Origin of the sequence: Corticimicrobacter sp., from assembly GCF_040137905.1 — a bacterium.
In the GTDB taxonomy this organism is placed as follows: domain Bacteria; phylum Pseudomonadota; class Gammaproteobacteria; order Burkholderiales; family Burkholderiaceae_B; genus Corticimicrobacter.
In genome coordinates, this window is the sequence record NZ_JBEFDG010000031.1 from 1 (window position 1) to 18,062 (window position 18,062).

Below are 18,062 nucleotides of genomic sequence, written 5' to 3' on the forward strand. Positions count from 1 at the left end.
CCCATTCCTGACGATATCATCGCGATTCCCGAGCGCGGCACCGGGTTGCCGCCCCTGGCGAATGCAGGGACGGCTGCTACGGCCGGCCTTGGCATGCCTGAGCCTGCTGCCCAGGGCAATGCTGCAACAGAAAACCCTGATACAGGTGCCGCTGCGGCACCTGTTCAGACTACGCCAGCGACTGCCCAGCCCTCGACGCCGCCAGCGGCTGTGCCGGCACAGTCTGCCACCCAGCCGCCCCGTACGCCCGCACAGAATTCGGCGACTGCCACGCAGCCTCAGCAGCCCGCACGCACGACGTCGCCTACCGCCAATACCCCACCCACAACTGCCACGCAGCCCAGTACGCCGCCGGCTCGCAATACCGCACCGGCGGATGACCAGGAAGCCCTGGTTGCTTCGCTGCTGGAAGCGCGTGACCCCGATGCGGCTGCGGCACGTCTGGCGGCACAGCGCCGGGGTACGAGCCAGGCAGCGGCCCCTGCCGCCAGCCAGGAAAAGCTGGTGCTGCAGATCGCGGCCTATTCCACAGATGAAGATGCCCAGGCCCGGCGCCGCAATCTGTACGAGGCCGGCGTGACCAATGCCTTCGTGCAGCGCGTCATGGTCAACGGCAAGCCGGCTTTCCGGCTGCGCGTGGGGCCATTCTCTTCCAGGGACGCGGCACAGGCGGCTCAGACCCGCCTGCGTACACTGGGCTACAACAACAGTTTCATTACCGCACAGTGACCGGCTTCGATTTCGTCGCGCTGACCATTCTCATCGCTTCCAGCCTGCTGGGGGCCGTGCGAGGCCTGGTCAAGGAAACCCTCTCGCTGGCTGCGTATGCGCTGGCGTTTGTGATGGCCATCCTGTGGGGGCCGATGGTCTATGACTGGCTTTCCAGTGTCATCGAATTCACGCTGCTGCGCATGGCGCTGGCCTATGGCAGTGTCTTCATTGTGGTGCTGATCGTGGTCGGCCTGGTCAGCATGACCATCGGTGCGATCCTGCGTCAGACCGGACTGACCTCCACCGACCGCGGGCTGGGTGCGCTGTTCGGCTTCCTGCGTGGCCTGCTGATCATCCTGGCACTGGTCGCCCTGGCGGGCTATACCCCCTTGCCGCAGGAGCCCTGGTGGCGCGATTCGCTGTTTGCGGACAGTACCGTGCGAGCCATCCTGCATCTCAAAAACTGGCTGCCGGCTTCGGTGGCTGATTGGCTGCCTTATCCGCAGCCGGTCATACCTGCTCAAACAGAAATCTGAGGCGAATTTATCATGTGTGGAATTGTAGGCGTGGTTGGACGCGGTCCCGTGAACCAACTGCTGTACGATAGTCTGTTGCTGCTGCAGCATCGCGGCCAGGACGCGGCTGGCATTGCCACCGCCCACGGCAAGAATTTCAACATGTTCAAGGCGCACGGCCTGGTGCGCGACGTGTTTCGCACCCGCAACATGCGGTCGTTGCCGGGCAACAGCGGCATTGGTCATGTGCGTTACCCGACGGCAGGCTCCAACAGCGTCGAAGAGGCCCAGCCTTTCTACGTCAATGCGCCGTTCGGCATCACCTTCGCTCACAACGGCAACCTGACCAACTGGCGTGAACTGCGTGAATCGCTGTTTGCTGTCGATCAACGCCACATCAACACCAATTCCGACTCCGAAGTGCTGCTCAATGTGCTGGCGCATGAATTGCAGGAGTCGGTACATGGCAAGACGCTTGATGAGGATGCCATCTTCAATGCCGTGGCAGGCCTGCATCGTCGTGTGCGCGGTGCCTATGCGGTGGTAGCGCAGATTGCGGGCTACGGTCTGCTGGCTTTCCGTGATCCCAACGGCATCCGTCCGCTGTGTCTGGGCCGTCATGATACCGAGGCCGGTCCGGAATGGATGGTGGCATCGGAGTCCGTGGCGCTCGAAGGCAATGGCTTTGTGCTGCAGGGTGATGTTGCCCCCGGCGAAGCCGTTTTCATCAGCCTGGATGGTCAGATCACCCGCCGCCAGTGCGCGGATCAACCACAACTTTCACCCTGCATTTTCGAATACGTCTATTTTGCCCGTCCCGACTCGCTGATCGACAGCGTGTCGGTCTACGGTTCCCGCCTGCGCATGGGCGAGCACCTGGCCGACAAGGTGGCGCGCAACATGCGCCTGGGCGACATCGATGTCGTGATGCCGATTCCCGACTCGTCGCGGCCGGCAGCTATGCAATTGGCTTCCAGGCTCAACCTGAACTACCGCGAAGGCCTGATCAAGAACCGCTATGTGGGCCGCACTTTCATCATGCCAGGGCAGGCCGTACGCAAGAAATCGGTGCGCCAGAAACTCAATGCCATTGGCGTGGAATTCAAGGGCAAGAATGTGCTGCTGGTCGATGACTCCATCGTCCGCGGCACGACCAGCCGTGAAATTGTCGAAATGGCCCGCGATGCCGGTGCCAACAAGGTGTTCTTTGCCTCGGCTGCGCCGCCTGTGCGCTTCCCGAATGTGTACGGCATCGACATGCCGGATCAGAAGGATCTGATCGCCACGGGCCGCAGCGACGAGGAAATTGCCCGCCAGATCGGGGTCGATGCGTTGATCTATCAGGATATCGCTTCGATGCAGCAGGCTGTACGCGAAATCAATCCTGCCATCGACCGCTTCGATGCCTCCTGCTTCGACGGCGATTACGTCACGGGCGATATCACGGCCGAATACCTGAAGCGCCTGTCTACCGGTCGTACCCAGGATCTTGAAGATGAGGCCAGTGGCCTGCAGTTCAACATGGGCTACGCAGCCAACGACAGCTGATCGAAGCCAGGGCAGGGCATAAACCAATTGTTCTTCCCTGCGACTTATCGAGAGCGGCCAACATCCTTGATTCTTCAGCATCCCCCTGCATGAACTCCTCGGCGCGATCAATACGAACATGATGCGCCGAGGCAACGGCCCACCCGTTGCACAGACTCATGTGTTTTGCAATTTAGAGATGCATTGCAGGGACTCGGCCAGTTTTTTTAGCTTCTCCAGTATGTCGCCGAAGTCTGACGTCACCATTGGGCCAAACTGGTCAGCGCCAGGACCGATGATTTCAGTGCTGTAAATAATCTTGGTATGCCCTGACGGAAGGGGAACAAGACGATGGCAGACTACGATTCTCGTTTCATCTATAACTGTTTCATCCTTGAATGATTCGCCGGGGATAACCTCGATCAAAGTGCTGCGCAAGGCATTTTGACCGGGAATTGTCATGGTGAACGAGGTGCCCGTCTCGAAAGGCCCCTCGATTTCTATGGCTTCAAGGTCAGCGTTATAGTCCTTCCACCGTCCGACATCGGCAAATAGTTCCCAGATACAGGCGGTTGGTGCTGATGTTTCAATTGATTTTTCAAGTGTCCACATGGGCGCTCCTCATAGTCTTTGACAAGGTTGTTGAATCCTTGCCATATTAGGAGGGCTCACTGTCAATTTCTGGCAGCAGTCATGCGACAGAGGCACTTGCAATCACTTCAAGACGCTGTTGGGAATACCTTCCTGTTCCCGCCATTGCCGCAGTAAAGCCTGACGATGTACGGGATAACGCTCATCTTGGATATGCAGATCGAAGATTCTGTCCACGCGAAAATGTCGCAGCGCTGTTCGCTGTTCGCACCAAGCTGCCAGCATTCGTACATGATCGAAGAAGCCTAGTGCGAAAGGCCAAACGATACGGTCACTTTTATTTTCTTTTAGATCAACGTAGCGGATGAATAGCTTGCGCTGCTGGCGAATCGACTGGCGCAGTATTGGCAGATGCGTCTGTCCCGCAGGGGTTATTTGTGCCGGTCCGACAAGCAGAGCCTGCTCGTCCAATGAGAGCCGCAGATCGGCGGGTATGACTGCTGCAATTTTTGCCAAGGCGTTCTGGGCATCGTGTGCCAATTCCTGGTCTGTGCGGTGAGATACCCAACGTGCTCCCAGCGCCAGCGCCTCAAGTTCCTGTACCGAGAACATCAGTGGTGGCAATACAAATCCCGGATGCAATACATAGCCTATCCCTGGCTCCCCCTCTATACGTGCACCTGACGCCCGCAGGCTGGCAATATCGCGGTAGAGTGTTCGCAGGCTGATATGTAACTCCGCCGCCAATATCGTGCTGGTGATGGGGAAGCGGTGACGGCGTAAGCATTGCATCAATTTGAGCAAACGCTCAGAGCGAGACATGGATGATATTCAGCAATATGCAAGATGGATGTGATAGAGGATACCGCCATAAGATCAACCCGCATGCCTCCTGGTCAGTCCGGCGAGCGCCAGAGCTGCCAGCACTGCATACAGGCTCAGGCTCCAGAGCGCATATTCCATGCCCAGAAACTCGACGGCAGCATCCATGCAACTGGCATAGATGCCGAACACGCCGGGCATGCTTTCATCCAGTCCTGTCGCACGCATGATGCGGTCGGCCAGCGTCAGATCGCAGGTGAACAGTTGCGACGCCACGCTGTACTGGAACCAGGCGGCGGCAATGCCGGCACCGGACAGGGCGAGGATACCACCGCAGGCCAGCCAGGGACGGCCGCCGCGCTCTTTGCCAAAGGCCCATGCCAGGCCAGCCCACAGGGCAATCCCGAGATAGATCAAGCGTTGCAGCACGCACCAGGCGCAGGGCAGCATGTCGAAGGCATGCTGCGAGATCAGTGCCGCGCCCACGGCGGCCAGGGACAGGAGGGAGATCAGCAGATAGATCGTGCGGTTTTGCAGCATGGATATTCTCTTTATGACATGGATTCGGCAGACATGGCGGTGCGCAGGTCGCGTTCCAGTTGCCGGCATTGCCTGGGATTTTCGAAAGCGGCACCGCTCAGGACGAAGACGTCCTCGACCCGGTCGCCCAGCGTCATGATCTTGGCGGTGTGCAGGTTGAGGCCGTGCGCCCCGAAAATGCGGGCAACGTCATGCAGCAGTCCGGGCCGGTCGGCAGCGGTCAGCGACAGCCTCCACAATTGACCCTGTTCGTCCTGATGAAGTTCCACCTGAGGCGCGATGGGGAAGGAGCGCGAGCGGCGCGACAGCGGCGGCCGGCGTTGCGAACCATCCGGCACGGTGGCTGGCTGCGGCACGGAACCCGCCAACTGGGCCAGTGTTGCGCCCAGGCCCTGCTCGATCTCGGCCGCCAGCGCCTGCGGCGGGACCTCTTCATCCAGCGGCAGTACGATGAAACTGTCCAGCGCCCAGCCGTCGCGTGAGGTGTGGATGCGGGCGTCGAGAATGCTCAGGCGGCTGCGGTCCAGGTAGGCACAAATGCGCGCAAACAGGTCGGCCACGTCGCGGATCCAGACCAGAACCTGCAGACCTTCGCCATGTTCGGTAACGCGGGCCCGCACTACGGGACTGTCGGCCAGCTTGCCGCCGGCGTGCAGTTGCAGGGCGTGCCAGGACAGTTCGTCGCTTTCGTGGCGCAGGAAATAGCCGGTATCGAGCTTGTCCCAGAGCGTATCCCAGGCGTGTGCCGGCAGTCCGGACTGCAGCAGCAGCTTTTCGGCCTCCTGGCGACGCTTGTGCAGCATGGACGAGCGGTTATGGCGTGCCCCCCCCAGGATGGCCAGCGTGGCGCGGTAAAGATCCTCGAGCAGCTTGCCTTTCCAGGCATTCCATACCTTGGGGCTGGTGCCCTGGATATCGGCCACCGTCAGCAGATAGAGTGCCTGCAACTGGCGCTTGGTCTTGACCAGGGCAGCAAAACGGTGGATGACGTCCGGATCGGACAGATCCTGCTTTTGTGCCACGTTGGACATGCTCAGGTGCTGGCGAACCAGGAACTCGACCAGTTCCGCATCGGCTGGCACCAGGCCAAAGTCGCGCGCGAAGCGTTTGATCTCGCGGGCACCCAGTTCGGAATGGTCGCCGCCGCGGCCCTTGGCAATGTCGTGGAACAGGGCGGCAACATAGAGCAGCCAGTGACGGCTGAAGTCATTGATCAACTGGCTTGCCAGTGGATGCTCGGGTGCATGTTCCGGCATGGTGAAGCGGCGCAGGTTGCGAATCACCATCAACGTGTGCTGATCCACGGTGTAGGCATGGAACAGGTCATGCTGCATCTGCCCGACGATCCGGCGAAAGGCCGGAATGAATCGGGGCAGGATGTTGAGCATGGTCATGTCGCGCAGGGCATGCACGATGCCGCGCGGTTGCTGCAGGATCTGCAGGAAAATCTTCTTGTGGATCGGGTTGCTGCGGAATTGCGCGTCGATCCGGTCACGGTGGTGCCAGAGGGCGCGCAATGTACGGGCCGACATGCCCTGCAGTTCCGGATGTTGCTGCATGACCAGGAAGGCACGCAGCAGCAGTGCGGGTTTGCGTTCGAAGGCATCGTCGCGGTAGATGTCGAGTCGCTGGTGCACGCTGCAGAAGCTCTCGTCGATGGGGATGGCGGGTTCGTCCGGACGCGGAAACAGGCGTTCCTCGATGTTCTGAACCAGGATGGTGTTGAGTTGCGTGACCAGCCGGGCAGCCCAGTAGTAGCGCTGCATCAGCAATTCGCTGGCGCGCCGCGTGGGGCTGGGTTCGATCCCATAGGTGGTGGCCAACTGGCTTTGCCAGTCGAACAGAATGCGATCTTCGCGCCGGCGGGCCAGCAGGTGCAGTTCAATGCGCAACCGCTTGAAGGCTTGTTCGGCCCGGTTCAGGTCGCGAGCCTCCTGTGGCGTGAGCAGGCCGGCGCGGGCGATGGCTCGCCAGTTGTCACCGAAACCGGCAGCGCGGGCCATCCAGAGAATGACCTGCAGGTCGCGCAGGCCGCCGGGCGACTCCTTGCAATTGGGTTCGAGCGAGTAGGGCGTGTCGCGAAAGCGACTATGGCGCTGTCGCATCTCGGCGCGCTTGGCGAGGAAGAAGGCGGGCGCATCCAGGTGCTGGTGGATCTGCTGGCTGAAATCACGCATCAGGTTGCGGCTGCCGGCGATCCAGCGTGATTCGAGCAGGGCGGTTTCAACCGTGATGTCGCCGCGTGCCTCGCTGATGCATTCTGCCACAGTGCGCACACTGTGGCCGGGCTCCAGGCCGATGTCCCACATGGCGGTCAGGAATTCGCCGATGGCGGTTTCGGCCTGTGCATCCGGTGCCTTGGGCAGCAGGATCAGGATGTCGATATCCGAGTACGGATACAGTTCACCACGGCCGTAGCCTCCCAGGGCAGCGAGGGTCGAGCCGGCAGGCAGGGGATGGATCTGGAGCAGGCCGCGCAGGGTTTGGTCGACGATGCGACAGAGGCTGCGCAGCAGCGCATTGGGCTGGCGCTGCTGGCGGAACGCTTCGATGGCGGCGGCCCGGCTACCCTGCAGCGCCTTGCGCAGGTCCGACAGGGGCAGGGAAAGGTGGGAGGGGGTCTGCATGTCGGCTCCAGGGGGGAATGATGTGTGCCGTCAGGCGTCTGTTTTCTGGATAAAGGCTGGCGGCGGCAGCATGCCGGGTGAAACGGTCAGGACTTCGTAGCCGGTGGCAGTGACCAGGATGCAGTGTTCCCATTGTGCCGACAGGCTGTGATCGCGGGTCACAATGGTCCAGCCATCGGCCAGCTGGCGCAACTCCCGACGACCAGCGTTGATCATCGGTTCGATGGTGAAGATCATGCCTTCCTGCAGGCGTATGCCGGTACCCGGCTTGCCGTAGTGCAGCACCTGCGGATCTTCGTGGAACTGGCGGCCCACGCCGTGGCCGCAGAATTCGCGCACGACCGAAAAACCCTGGGCCTCGGCATGCTGCTGGATGGCGTGGCCGATATCGCCCAGTGTGGCACCCGGGCGCACCTGCTGGATACCCAGCCACATGCAGTCATAGGTTGTTTCGACCAGGCGTTTGCACAGAATGGACGGCTCACCGATATAGAACATGCGACTGGTGTCGCCGAACCAGCCATCCTTGATGACAGTCACGTCGATGTTCAGGCTGTCGCCTTTCTTGAGCTTCTTGTCGTTGGGGATGCCGTGGCAGATCTGGTGGTTGACCGAGATGCAGACATGGCCGGGATAGGGTGTATGCCCAGGCGGGGCATAGCCGATGGTGGCCGACTTGACCTCGAGCACGTCCGCCATATAGGCGCGGCACAGCTCGTTCAGCTCCAGTGTGGTGACACCGGGTTGTACGAAGGGCGCAATATAGTCAAGAACCTGAGCGGCGGCCTGGCAGGCAGCACGCATTTGGTCGAGTTCGGCGGAATCGGTAACCAGAGACATAATAGACTTGAGTGTTTCTGAAAGAAGATAGTAGAATTATAGTCTTGCCTGCGAAAGCATGCTTTTAGCAGTCAACATGCTTTTGACAGGCAAAACGTGGCTTTCCGGAAATGCGTTCGATGAACTGTATCCCGAAGCTGCAAACCGCCGCAATCATGCGGCAAATAGCGCAGTACACCAACCAGGGTGTCGCCGGCAGGTCTTTTGTGATCGTGCCAGTCGATGCGGGTGTGCTGCAGGACCCAACCCTCGGAGAACATTATGTCCGTGTCCATGCGTGAAATGCTCGAAGCCGGTGTCCATTTCGGCCACCAGACCCGTTACTGGAATCCCAAGATGGCTCAGTACATCTTCGGTCAGCGTAACAAGATCCACATCATCAACCTCGAACAGACGGTTGCAAAGTTCCAGGAAGCCACCAAGTTCATCCAGCAGATCGCTGCCAAGGGCGGTTCGGTGCTGATCGTCGGCACCAAGCGTGCAGCTCGCGACATCGTTGCCGAAGAAGCACAGCGTGCCGGCGTGCCCTATGTCGACAGCCGCTGGCTGGGTGGCATGCTGACCAACTTCAAGACGGTCAAGAGCTCGATCAAGCGCCTGAAAGACATGGAAGCCCTGCAGGAAGAGGGTGGCACCGAGCGCATGAGCAAGAAGGAAGCGCTTCTGTTCCAGCGCGAACTCGAAAAGCTGAACAAGTCGATCGGCGGCATCAAGGACATGACCACGCTGCCTGACGCCATCTTCGTCATCGACGTCGGCTACCACAAGATTGCCGTGGCCGAAGCCCGTACCCTGGGTATTCCGGTCGTGGCCGTGGTCGATACCAACCACTCGCCCGACGGCGTGGCCCACGTCATTCCCGGCAACGACGATTCGGCTCGTGCCATCGCCCTGTATGCCCGTGGCGTGGCCGATGCCATCATCGCCGGCCGTGAACAGGCCGTGCAGGGTCTGGTCGAAGAAATCGCCGACGACGGTGCCGAAGAGTTCGTCGAAGTGAGCCAAGAAGAAGCCTGAGCCCCTTCGGGGTATCCTGGTTGCTGATGTCGAGCCGGTAACCAAACAGGTGCACCGGCTCGTTTCATGTTGGAGGGGTGCTGCTGCATCTATCCAACCCCCTGATTGTCCGGCACTGCCCTGGTGCGGTGCCTCAACGTATATGGAGCCAACATGGCTGAAATTACCGCCGCAATGGTCAAGACGCTGCGCGAGAAAACCGATGCGCCCATGATGGAGTGCAAGAAAGCCCTGACCGAAGCCGAAGGCGATATGGCCCGTGCCGAAGAACTGCTGCGCGTCAAACTGGGCAGCAAGGCCAGCAAGGCTGCCGCCCGCGTGACCGCAGAAGGCCTGGTGGGCCTGTACATCGCTGACGACGCCAAGCTGGGTGCCGTGATCGAAATCAATTGCGAAACCGACTTCGTTGCCAAGAACGACGACTTCGTCAAGTTCGTTGCCGATATCGCCCGCCTGGTGGCTGACAAGAATCCGGCCGACGTGGCTGCGCTGTCGGCCCTGTCGTTCGAGGAAGGCACGGTTGATTCGGTGCGTTCGGCCCTGATCGGCAAGATCGGTGAGAACATCACCATCCGTCGCTTCCAGCGCATCGAAACGGCCAACAAGCTGGCCAGTTACGTGCACGGCGGCCGCATTGGCGTGCTGGTCGAGTATGCTGGTGCCGATGAAGTGGGCAAGGATCTGGCCATGCACATCGCCGCAACCCGTCCCAAGGCACTTGACGCTGCTGGCGTACCGGCTGCTGATATCGCCACCGAGCGTTCGGTGGCCGAGCAGAAGGCTGCCGAATCCGGCAAGCCGGCAGAAATCGTCGCCAAGATGGTCGAGGGTTCGGTGCAGAAGTTCCTGAAGGAAGTGACCCTGCTGTCGCAGCCCTTCGTCAAGAACGACAAGCAGACTGTTGAGCAACTGCTCAAGGAAAAGTCGGCTTCGATCACGACCTTCGTGCTCTATGTCGTGGGCGAAGGCATCGAAAAGCGCGTTGACGACTTCGCTGCCGAAGTGGCCGCCGCCCAGGCTGCCGCTCAGTAATACCGTGCTGCTTCGCACCGGCCTGCGGGTGGGTGCGAAAGTCTTGCGCGGCATGGGCCGCCCTGGAGGCGGCCCATTCTTTTACCGTACTTTTGTTTTAAACTCCCAAGCTGGATGGTTCCTGCGAGCAAGCACATGACAACCCGAGCATATAAACGCGTCCTTCTCAAGCTGTCCGGCGAGGCCCTGATGGGCGAGGACGCCTTCGGCATCAATCGCGCCACCATCCTGCGCATGACCGAAGAAGTCGCAGAAGTCGCCAGCCAGGGTACCGAACTGGCCATCGTGATTGGTGGCGGCAACATTTTCCGCGGTGTGGCACCCGGTGCCCAGGGCATGGATCGCGCCACCGCCGACTACATGGGCATGATGGCCACCGTGATGAACGCGCTGGCCCTGCAGGATGCCCTCAAACACCGCCAGATCGATACCCGCGTGCAGTCCGCACTCAACATCGACCAGGTGGTCGAACCCTATATCCGTCCCAAGGCCCTGCGCTACCTCGAAGAAGGCAAGGTCGTGATTTTTGCGGCCGGGACAGGCAATCCGTTTTTCACCACTGATACGGCAGCCGCCCTGCGCGGTGCCGAAATCGGCGCAGAGGTTGTCCTCAAGGCAACCAAGGTCGATGGCATCTACAGTGCCGATCCCAACAAGGATCCCACGGCAACCCGCTACAGCCGCATCAGCTTTGACGAGGCCATCGTGCGTCGCCTGGAAGTCATGGATGCCACGGCGTTTGCCCTGTGCCGCGACCAGAAGCTGCCGATCAAGGTGTTCTCCATCAACAAGCCAGGAGCTCTCAAACGCGTCATCGGTGGCGAGGACGAGGGCACGCTGGTACATGTCTGACAGCTGACAAGGAATTCGCAATGAGTGTCGCAGAGATCAAGCAATCGGCCGAAAGCCGCATGACCAAGACCCTGGAAGCCCTCAAGACGGATCTGGCCAAGATCCGTACGGGACGCGCCCACACAGGCATCCTGGATCACGTCACGGTCGAGTACTACGGCTCCCCGGTGCCGATCAGCCAGGTGGCCAACGTCAATCTGGTGGATGCTCGCAACCTGAGTGTGCAGCCCTGGGAAAAGAACATGGCAGGCCCTATCGAAAAGGCCATCCGTGAGTCCGACCTCGGCCTGAACCCGGTGCCGATGGGCGATACCATTCGCGTGCCGATGCCGGCCCTGACCGAAGAGCGTCGTCGCGACCTCACCAAAGTGGTCAAGTCCACCGGCGAGGATGCCAAGATCGCCGTGCGCAATCTGCGTCGCGACAGCAACGAAGCCTTCAAGAAGCTGGTCAAGGACAAGGATATTTCCGAAGACGATGAACGTCGTGCCCAGGACGATATCCAGAAATTGACCGACCGTTTCGTGCAGGAAGTCGACAAGCTGGTCGCCCAGAAAGACGCTGAAATCATGACCGTCTGAGCGACGGTCGGTGTCGAACGCCATGGTCCAGAGTTCAACGCTGGCAATTCCCGACACCGGCAAGGTGCCTGGTCATGTCGCCATCATCATGGATGGCAACGGTCGCTGGGCGGTCGCCCGGCATCTGCCGCGCACGGCAGGGCATGCCAAGGGTGTGCAGGCCGTGCGGCGCATCGTCGAAGCCTGCGGGCGGCAGGGCGTGCAGCATCTTACGCTGTTCGCCTTCAGTTCCGAGAACTGGCGCCGGCCGATCGAGGAGGTCACGCTGCTGATGCGCCTCTTCATGCAGGCGCTGGATCGCGAAGTCGGACGCCTGCACGAGCAGGGGGTCTGCCTGCATGTGATCGGCGACCTCGGTGCCTTCGACGCCTCGTTGCGCCAGCGCATCAAGGCGGCCGAAACCCTCACGCGCGGCAATACGCGCATGCATCTCACCATTGCAGCCAATTATGGTGGCCGCTGGGATATCCTCAATGCCATGCGCACCGTGCTGGCAGAGCGCCCGGAGCTGGCTGCCGATCCTTCGCAACTGGACGAGGCGGCCCTGCTGCCGCATCTGGCGATGCCCTGGGCACCGGAGCCCGATCTGTTCATCCGCACTGGCGGCGAGCAGCGCATTTCCAATTTCATGATCTGGCAACTGGCCTATACCGAGCTGTACTTCACGGATGCCTATTGGCCCGATTTCGATCGTGACGAGCTGCAGCGTGCCTTTGACTGGTATGCATCGCGTGAGCGCCGGTTCGGCCGTACCAGCGCACAACTGAAAAATTCTCCCTGAGGCGTTTCATGCTGCGAGAACGAGTCATTACCGCCATCATCCTGCTTGCCATCGTGGCTGCGGTGCTGGCGGCACCGGGTACGCTGGCATTTGCGGCCTTCATCCTGTTGACCATCGGTTGCGCCCTGTGGGAATGGCTGCGACTGACGGGCCTGGCAGCATATCCCCGTCCATCCTATTACAGCGTGCCACTGGGCATGCTGGCGGTGCCTGTGCTGACCTTTGCGGGTTGCGCCCTGTACTTCATGTACAGCCACCATGGTGCAATCTACCTGCTGTCCGTGCTGGCATTGGTCTGGATCGCCGATATCGGTGCCTATTTCGCCGGCAAGGCTTTCGGCCGACACAAGCTGGCTCCCACCATCAGCCCCGGAAAGACCCGTGAGGGTGCGCTGGCAGGTATTGCAGCAGCCGTGCTCTGGGTGTTGCTGACGGCGCTCTGGAGTCCTGATACCTTTGGTGCTGCACTGGTGGCACGTTTCGGCGTTACCCTGACGGTCGTGCTGGCCATCGTGCTGGCAGCCCTGTCGATTGCCGGTGATCTGTTCGAGTCCTGGCTCAAGCGACGTGCCGGTGCCAAGGATTCCAGCCGGCTGCTGCCGGGACATGGTGGCGTGCTGGATCGTATCGACGCCATTCTGCCGGTTGCACCGCTGGCATGGGTGCTTAGCGTCTGGAGCCATTGAGCAGCATGCGTCACGTTACTATCCTGGGAGCCAGCGGTTCGATCGGTGCCAGCACGCTGGATGTGATCGCCCGTCACCCCGATCTGTTCCGCATTCATGCACTGAGCGGTCATCGCCGCATGGATATCCTGGCCCAGCGGGCTGCCGCCAGTCGTGCCCGCGTGGTCGCAGTGCCTGACGAGGCGGCTGCCGATGCTTTCCGCCAGTTCTGGTCGGGCGGTACGTTGCCGGAAATCCGCGTGGGCGTACAGGCGCTCGCCGATATTGCAGCCGATTCTGCCAGTGATACGGTCGTCGCGGCTATCGTGGGCGCGGCGGGCCTGCCATCCGTGATGGCGGCAGCACATGCCGGCAAGCGTATCCTGCTGGCCAACAAGGAGGCGCTGGTTGCCGCCGGCAACCTGTTCATGCAGGCAGTGCGCGAGCATGGGGCAACCCTGTTGCCCATTGACAGTGAGCACAACGCCATTTTTCAATGCCTGCCGGCGCAGCATGCAGATTGCTCCGCAGCCGTCCCGGCACCTGGCGTGAAACGCCTGGTGCTGACCGCATCGGGCGGGCCGTTTCGACGTTTCTGGCCCGAACAGCTTGAAGGTGTCACTCCTGAGCAGGCCTGCGCCCATCCGAACTGGAGCATGGGCCGCAAGATTTCCGTCGATTCGGCAACCATGGTCAACAAGGGGCTGGAAGTGATCGAGGCGCACTGGCTGTTCAGCATGCCCGCCGATCGTCTCGAAGTGTTGATCCATCCGCAGAGTCTGGTCCATTCGCTGGTCGAATATGACGATGGCTCGGTGCTGGCAGAGCTTGGCAATCCCGATATGCGCACGCCCATCGCTCAGGCACTGGCCTATCCGGACCGCATCAGCAGTGGCGTGGGGCTGCTGGATCTGGCAACGGCCGGCCGGCTGGATTTCGAGCAGCCGGATCCGCTGCGTTTTCCATGCCTGTCCCTGTGCATGCAGGCACTGCGTACCGGCCAGGCTGCCTGCATTGCCCTGAATGCCGCCAACGAAGTCGCCGTCGAGGCATTCCTGGCCGGCAATCTGCGCTATACCTGGATCGCCCGAGTGCTCGATGCCGTGCTCGAGTGGCAGGCTGGTCTGCCGGAAGTGCGACTGGGTTCCCTGGAGGATATCCTTGAATTCGATCAACGTGCCCGCCATTACGCCGGCCATCTGGGCCTTGCCTGAGCGACATTCTGAATGCTGACAACGCTTGCTGCCTTTGCCGTTGCCATCGGCATCCTGGTTACCTTTCACGAGTTTGGCCACTACAGCGTGGCCCGCTGGTGCGGGGTGCGTGTGCTGCGTTTCTCTGTCGGTTTCGGGCCGGTGCTCTGGCGTCGGGCAGATCGCAATGGCACGGAGTGGGCACTGTCCGCCATTCCGCTGGGCGGCTATGTCAAGATGCAGGACGATCCTGATCCGTCCTTGCCGGGGCCGGATGGTGCCTTTCGTACCAAATCGGTCTGGCAGCGGATCGCCATCGTCGCGGCCGGGCCGGTCTTCAATCTGATCCTGGCTGTTTTTCTCTATGCAGGCCTCAACCTGGCCGGCACACAGCAACCCCAACCGATTCTGGCTGCCCCGGTCGTCGACAGCAGTGCTGCACAGGCGGGTATCCTGCCGGGGTCGCGCATCGAGCGAATCAATGGCCGCGATATTCGCAGTTGGGATGAGGTTCGCTGGGCCATGCTGGATGCCTGGACGGCGGATCAGAGTGCACGGCTGGCATTGCTTTCGCCCGACGATCACAGCTACGAAGTGACCCTGGCACCACTGGCCGGCTGGCATGACCGAGCCGATGAAGACATCCTCGCCGAGGCAGGCATCCGGTTGCGCGCCATTCCCAGGGTGCAGGAGGTCTTCGACGACTCGGCGGCGGCCGAGGCGGGCTTGCTCGAAGGCGATACGATTGTCGGTACGGACGCGATCGGCAATAGCGAATTCACGGTCGGGCAACTGGTGGAGGCGATCCAGGCTCGTCCAGGTGAGTCCATGCGTTTCGATATCCTGCGCGATGGCACGCCCATGGTGCTGGCCGTCGTGCCGCGCGAGGCACTCGACGGGCAGGGCGCGACAGTGGGACGAATCGGTGCCAGCCTTGGGGCGGATGTGCCGATGGTGGATGTGCGCTATGGACCGATCGATGCCGTGCTGATGGGTGTGCAGCGTACCTGGGATACAGCGGTCTTCTCGTTGCGCATGCTGGGCCGCATGCTGCTCGGCGATGTTTCCTGGCGCAATATCAGTGGCCCGGTCACCATCGCGGATTATGCGGGGCAGAGCGCCAAGATAGGGCTGGCATCCTATGTCTCGTTCCTGGCGCTCGTCAGCATCAGCCTGGGCGTGCTCAATCTCTTGCCCATTCCGATGCTCGACGGTGGGCATCTGCTGTATTATCTGATCGAAATCGTCCGGGGCAGTCCGCCACCGGATCGCTGGATAGATATTGGTCAGCGCATCGGCCTGTCATTGCTGGTGGCATTGATGATGCTGGCATTGTTCAACGACTTTACCCGTCTTTTAAGTTGATCGTGTTCTGGCTTAAAATCGCCGACCATATTCATTCACATTCATATTGACGACCAAGAAGGATCGACAGGATGTTCTACCAATTCCGGCGCAAGGCAACCATACTGGCGCTTGTGGCCGCAGCGCTGGCTCCGCTGCCCTCATACGGATTCGAGCCTTTCGTCGTGCGCGATATCCGGGTCGAGGGTCTGCAGCGTACCGATGCCGGCACCATCTTCGCGAACCTTCCGGTCAAGGTCGGCGAGTCCTTCACCGAGGATGATGCCGCCGATGCCATCCGCAAGCTCTACGCTACCGGCTTCTTCAGCGATGTCCAGATCAATACGACCGATAACGTGCTGGTCGTGGTGGTGCAGGAGCGACCGACCATTGCCGCCATTGAGTTCGAGGGCATGAAGTCCTTCGACACCAAGGCGATCACGGAATCGCTCAAGGGGGTCGGTTTCGGCGAAGGGCGGATCTTCGATCGTTCGATGCTGGAACGCGCCGAGTTCGAGCTCAAGCAGCAGTTCCTCTCCAAGGGCAAGTACGGCGTCGAGATCACTTCCACGATCACGCCGCTGCCACGCAACCGAGTAGGCATCAAGTTCGACGTATTCGAGGGCGATGTGGCCCGCATCCGCAGCATCAGCATCGTCGGCAACGAGGCTTTCTCCGAAAGCGACCTGCTGGATGCCTTCCAGTTGAGCACGCCGGGCTGGCTGACCTGGTACACCGATGCCGACAAGTATTCCCGCGAAAAGCTCGAGGGCGACATCGAGAACCTGCGTTCCTACTATCTGGACCGCGGTTATCTCGAGTTCACGGTCGAGCCGCCACAGGTGGCCATTTCGCCGGATCGCAAGGAAATCCACATTACCGTGACGATCCATGAGGGCAAGCCCTATACCCTCAGCGACGTCAAGCTGGCCGGCGAACTGCTGGGCCTGAATGAGGAAATCCAGCAACTGATCACGGTCAAGCCGGGTGAAACCTTCTCGGCAGCCAAGACCAACGAGATTTCGAAGAGCATCACCGATTACCTGGGCGACCTCGGCTATGCCTTTGCCAACGTCAATCCCAATCCGGTGCTGGATCGCGACAACAATACGGCCGACCTGACGTTCTACGTAGATCCGAGTCGTCGCGTCTATGTGCGCCGTATCGACATCGGTGGCAATACGCGTACACGCGACCGCGTGATCCGCCGCGAGATGCGTCAGCAGGAGGCGGCCTGGTACGATGCGGCTGACATCAAGAATTCGCGTGACCGCGTCGACCGCCTGGGCTACTTCCAGGACGTCAACGTCACGACCGAGCCGGTGCCGGGTTCTCCCGACCAGGTCGATGTCAATGTCAACGTCAAGGAAAAACCGACCGGCATGATCAACCTCGGCGTCGGCTACGGCTCGTCCGAAAAGGCGATCCTGTCGGCCGGCATCAGCGAAGACAACGTGTTCGGCAGCGGCACCAACCTGACGTTCCAGTTCAATACCAGCAAGTCGAACCGTGCAGCCGTCATCTCGCACACCGATCCTTACTGGACGCTGGACGGGATCAGCCGCACCACGTCGCTGTTCTACCGCCAGACCGAGCCGCTCTACAACAACGACGGCAACTACCGCATCAAGTCCATGGGTCTGGGCATGCATTTCGGCGTGCCGATTTCCGAAAACGACCGCGTCTTCGTGGGTGCCGACTTCGAGCGCAACGAAATCACGACCTACACGGATTCGCCCCCGTCGTACGAGCAGTTCGTGGAAGAATACGGCAACAAGGCCAATGCCATCATCTTCTCGGTGGGCTGGTCCAACGATACCCGCGACAGTGCGCTGGTGCCGAACGAGGGCTCGTACACTCGCCTGAAGGCCGACCTGTCGACGATGGATCTGAAGTACACCATGTTGAGCGCGCAGCAGCAGTACTACCTGCCGCTGGGTCGCGATTACACACTGGCTTTCAACGGCCTGCTGGACTGGGGCAATGGCTACGGCGGCAAGAGCTATCCGCTGATCAAGAACGTCTATGCCGGCGGCATGGGCACAGTACGTGGTTACGAGGGTTCGTCGCTGGGACCACGGGAAGAGCGTACCGGCAGTTGGAGCGGTACGACCTACCTGGGGGGTTCCAAGCGTATCGTCGGCAATGTCCAGTTGTATCTGCCTATTCCTGGAGCAGGGCGCGACCGTACGCTGCGCTGGTTCGCTTTTGCAGATGGCGGTCAGGTCTACGGCAATGGCCAAAAGGTTGAACTCAGCGAACTGCGCTACTCGGCCGGCCTGGGGCTGTCGTGGAGCTCACCGATGGGGCCGCTGCAGATTTCGTGGGCCCAGCCGCTCAACGCCAAGGATGGCGATGAAAAGCAGAGTTTCCAGTTCCAGATCGGTACCGCCTTCTGATGCGGCCCGAATGGTGGCACAATAA

17 protein-coding genes are annotated in these 18,062 nt (G+C 60.8%); 12 read left to right on the forward strand and 5 right to left on the reverse strand.

All coding sequences use genetic code 11. The features are described from left to right. From ABN482_RS05170 to purF, 3 genes are all read left to right on the forward strand, one after another. Window positions 1-729, forward strand: a 729-nt coding sequence (locus ABN482_RS05170) for an SPOR domain-containing protein (protein WP_349502987.1), incomplete at its 5' end; no start/stop codon positions are given. Further along, window positions 726-1,247: a CvpA family protein gene (locus ABN482_RS05175; RefSeq protein WP_349502988.1), complete on the forward strand. Its 522-nt coding sequence runs from the start codon at window positions 726-728 to the stop codon at window positions 1,245-1,247. The genes ABN482_RS05170 and ABN482_RS05175, both read left to right, overlap by 4 nt. Before the next feature lie 12 nt (window positions 1,248-1,259). Next, complete coding sequence (gene purF, locus ABN482_RS05180) at window positions 1,260-2,774, forward strand: amidophosphoribosyltransferase (RefSeq protein ID WP_349502989.1); 1,515 nt, start codon at window positions 1,260-1,262, stop codon at window positions 2,772-2,774. A 156-nt stretch (window positions 2,775-2,930) separates the two neighbouring features. On the opposite strand, the gene ABN482_RS05185 is transcribed toward purF, so the two are convergent. From ABN482_RS05185 to map, 5 genes are all read right to left on the reverse strand, one after another. Beyond that, complete coding sequence (locus tag ABN482_RS05185; RefSeq protein ID WP_349502990.1) at window positions 2,931-3,365, reverse strand: SRPBCC family protein; 435 nt, start codon at window positions 3,363-3,365, stop codon at window positions 2,931-2,933. Between the two features lie 102 nt (window positions 3,366-3,467). Beyond that, entirely contained in the window at window positions 3,468-4,166 is a 699-nt protein-coding gene (locus ABN482_RS05190; protein ID WP_349502991.1) for a helix-turn-helix transcriptional regulator, read from the reverse strand. Window positions 4,167-4,220: 54 nt separating this feature from the next. Next, window positions 4,221-4,712, reverse strand: a complete 492-nt coding sequence (locus ABN482_RS05195) for a disulfide bond formation protein B (RefSeq protein ID WP_349503012.1) — start codon at window positions 4,710-4,712, stop codon at window positions 4,221-4,223. A 5-nt stretch (window positions 4,713-4,717) separates the two neighbouring features. Next, complete coding sequence (locus tag ABN482_RS05200; protein WP_349502992.1) at window positions 4,718-7,333, reverse strand: [protein-PII] uridylyltransferase; 2,616 nt, start codon at window positions 7,331-7,333, stop codon at window positions 4,718-4,720. Between the two features lie 30 nt (window positions 7,334-7,363). After that, window positions 7,364-8,173 (reverse strand): type I methionyl aminopeptidase, encoded by an 810-nt coding sequence (map, locus tag ABN482_RS05205; RefSeq protein WP_349502993.1) that lies wholly within the window; start codon window positions 8,171-8,173, stop codon window positions 7,364-7,366. Between the two features lie 261 nt (window positions 8,174-8,434). Here map and rpsB point away from each other — a divergent pair, with 261 nt between their 5' ends. From rpsB to bamA, 9 genes are all read left to right on the forward strand, one after another. Beyond that, entirely contained in the window at window positions 8,435-9,190 is a 756-nt protein-coding gene (rpsB, locus tag ABN482_RS05210) for a 30S ribosomal protein S2 (RefSeq protein WP_349502994.1), read from the forward strand. Between the two features lie 153 nt (window positions 9,191-9,343). Next, entirely contained in the window at window positions 9,344-10,222 is an 879-nt protein-coding gene (gene tsf, locus ABN482_RS05215; protein ID WP_349502995.1) for a translation elongation factor Ts, read from the forward strand. Window positions 10,223-10,357: 135 nt separating this feature from the next. After that, complete coding sequence (pyrH, locus tag ABN482_RS05220; RefSeq protein WP_109060726.1) at window positions 10,358-11,074, forward strand: UMP kinase; 717 nt, start codon at window positions 10,358-10,360, stop codon at window positions 11,072-11,074. Window positions 11,075-11,094: 20 nt separating this feature from the next. Next, window positions 11,095-11,655, forward strand: coding sequence for a ribosome recycling factor (gene frr / locus ABN482_RS05225; protein WP_109060727.1), 561 nt, complete (start codon window positions 11,095-11,097; stop codon window positions 11,653-11,655). A gap of 22 nt (window positions 11,656-11,677) precedes the next feature. Beyond that, window positions 11,678-12,436, forward strand: coding sequence for a polyprenyl diphosphate synthase (gene uppS, locus ABN482_RS05230; RefSeq protein WP_349502996.1), 759 nt, complete (start codon window positions 11,678-11,680; stop codon window positions 12,434-12,436). A gap of 8 nt (window positions 12,437-12,444) precedes the next feature. Then, the gene (locus ABN482_RS05235; protein ID WP_349502997.1) at window positions 12,445-13,122 is read left to right on the forward strand and encodes a phosphatidate cytidylyltransferase; all 678 of its coding nucleotides are present in this window, start codon (window positions 12,445-12,447) and stop codon (window positions 13,120-13,122) included. Then, window positions 13,119-14,315: a 1-deoxy-D-xylulose-5-phosphate reductoisomerase gene (locus ABN482_RS05240; RefSeq protein ID WP_349502998.1), complete on the forward strand. Its 1,197-nt coding sequence runs from the start codon at window positions 13,119-13,121 to the stop codon at window positions 14,313-14,315. Before ABN482_RS05235 ends, ABN482_RS05240 begins: the two co-directional genes overlap by 4 nt. A gap of 12 nt (window positions 14,316-14,327) precedes the next feature. After that, window positions 14,328-15,659, forward strand: coding sequence for an RIP metalloprotease RseP (gene rseP, locus ABN482_RS05245; RefSeq protein WP_349502999.1), 1,332 nt, complete (start codon window positions 14,328-14,330; stop codon window positions 15,657-15,659). A 71-nt stretch (window positions 15,660-15,730) separates the two neighbouring features. Next, window positions 15,731-18,037 (forward strand): outer membrane protein assembly factor BamA, encoded by a 2,307-nt coding sequence (gene bamA, locus ABN482_RS05250; protein WP_349503000.1) that lies wholly within the window; start codon window positions 15,731-15,733, stop codon window positions 18,035-18,037. The last annotated feature ends 25 nt before the right edge of the window (window positions 18,038-18,062 follow it).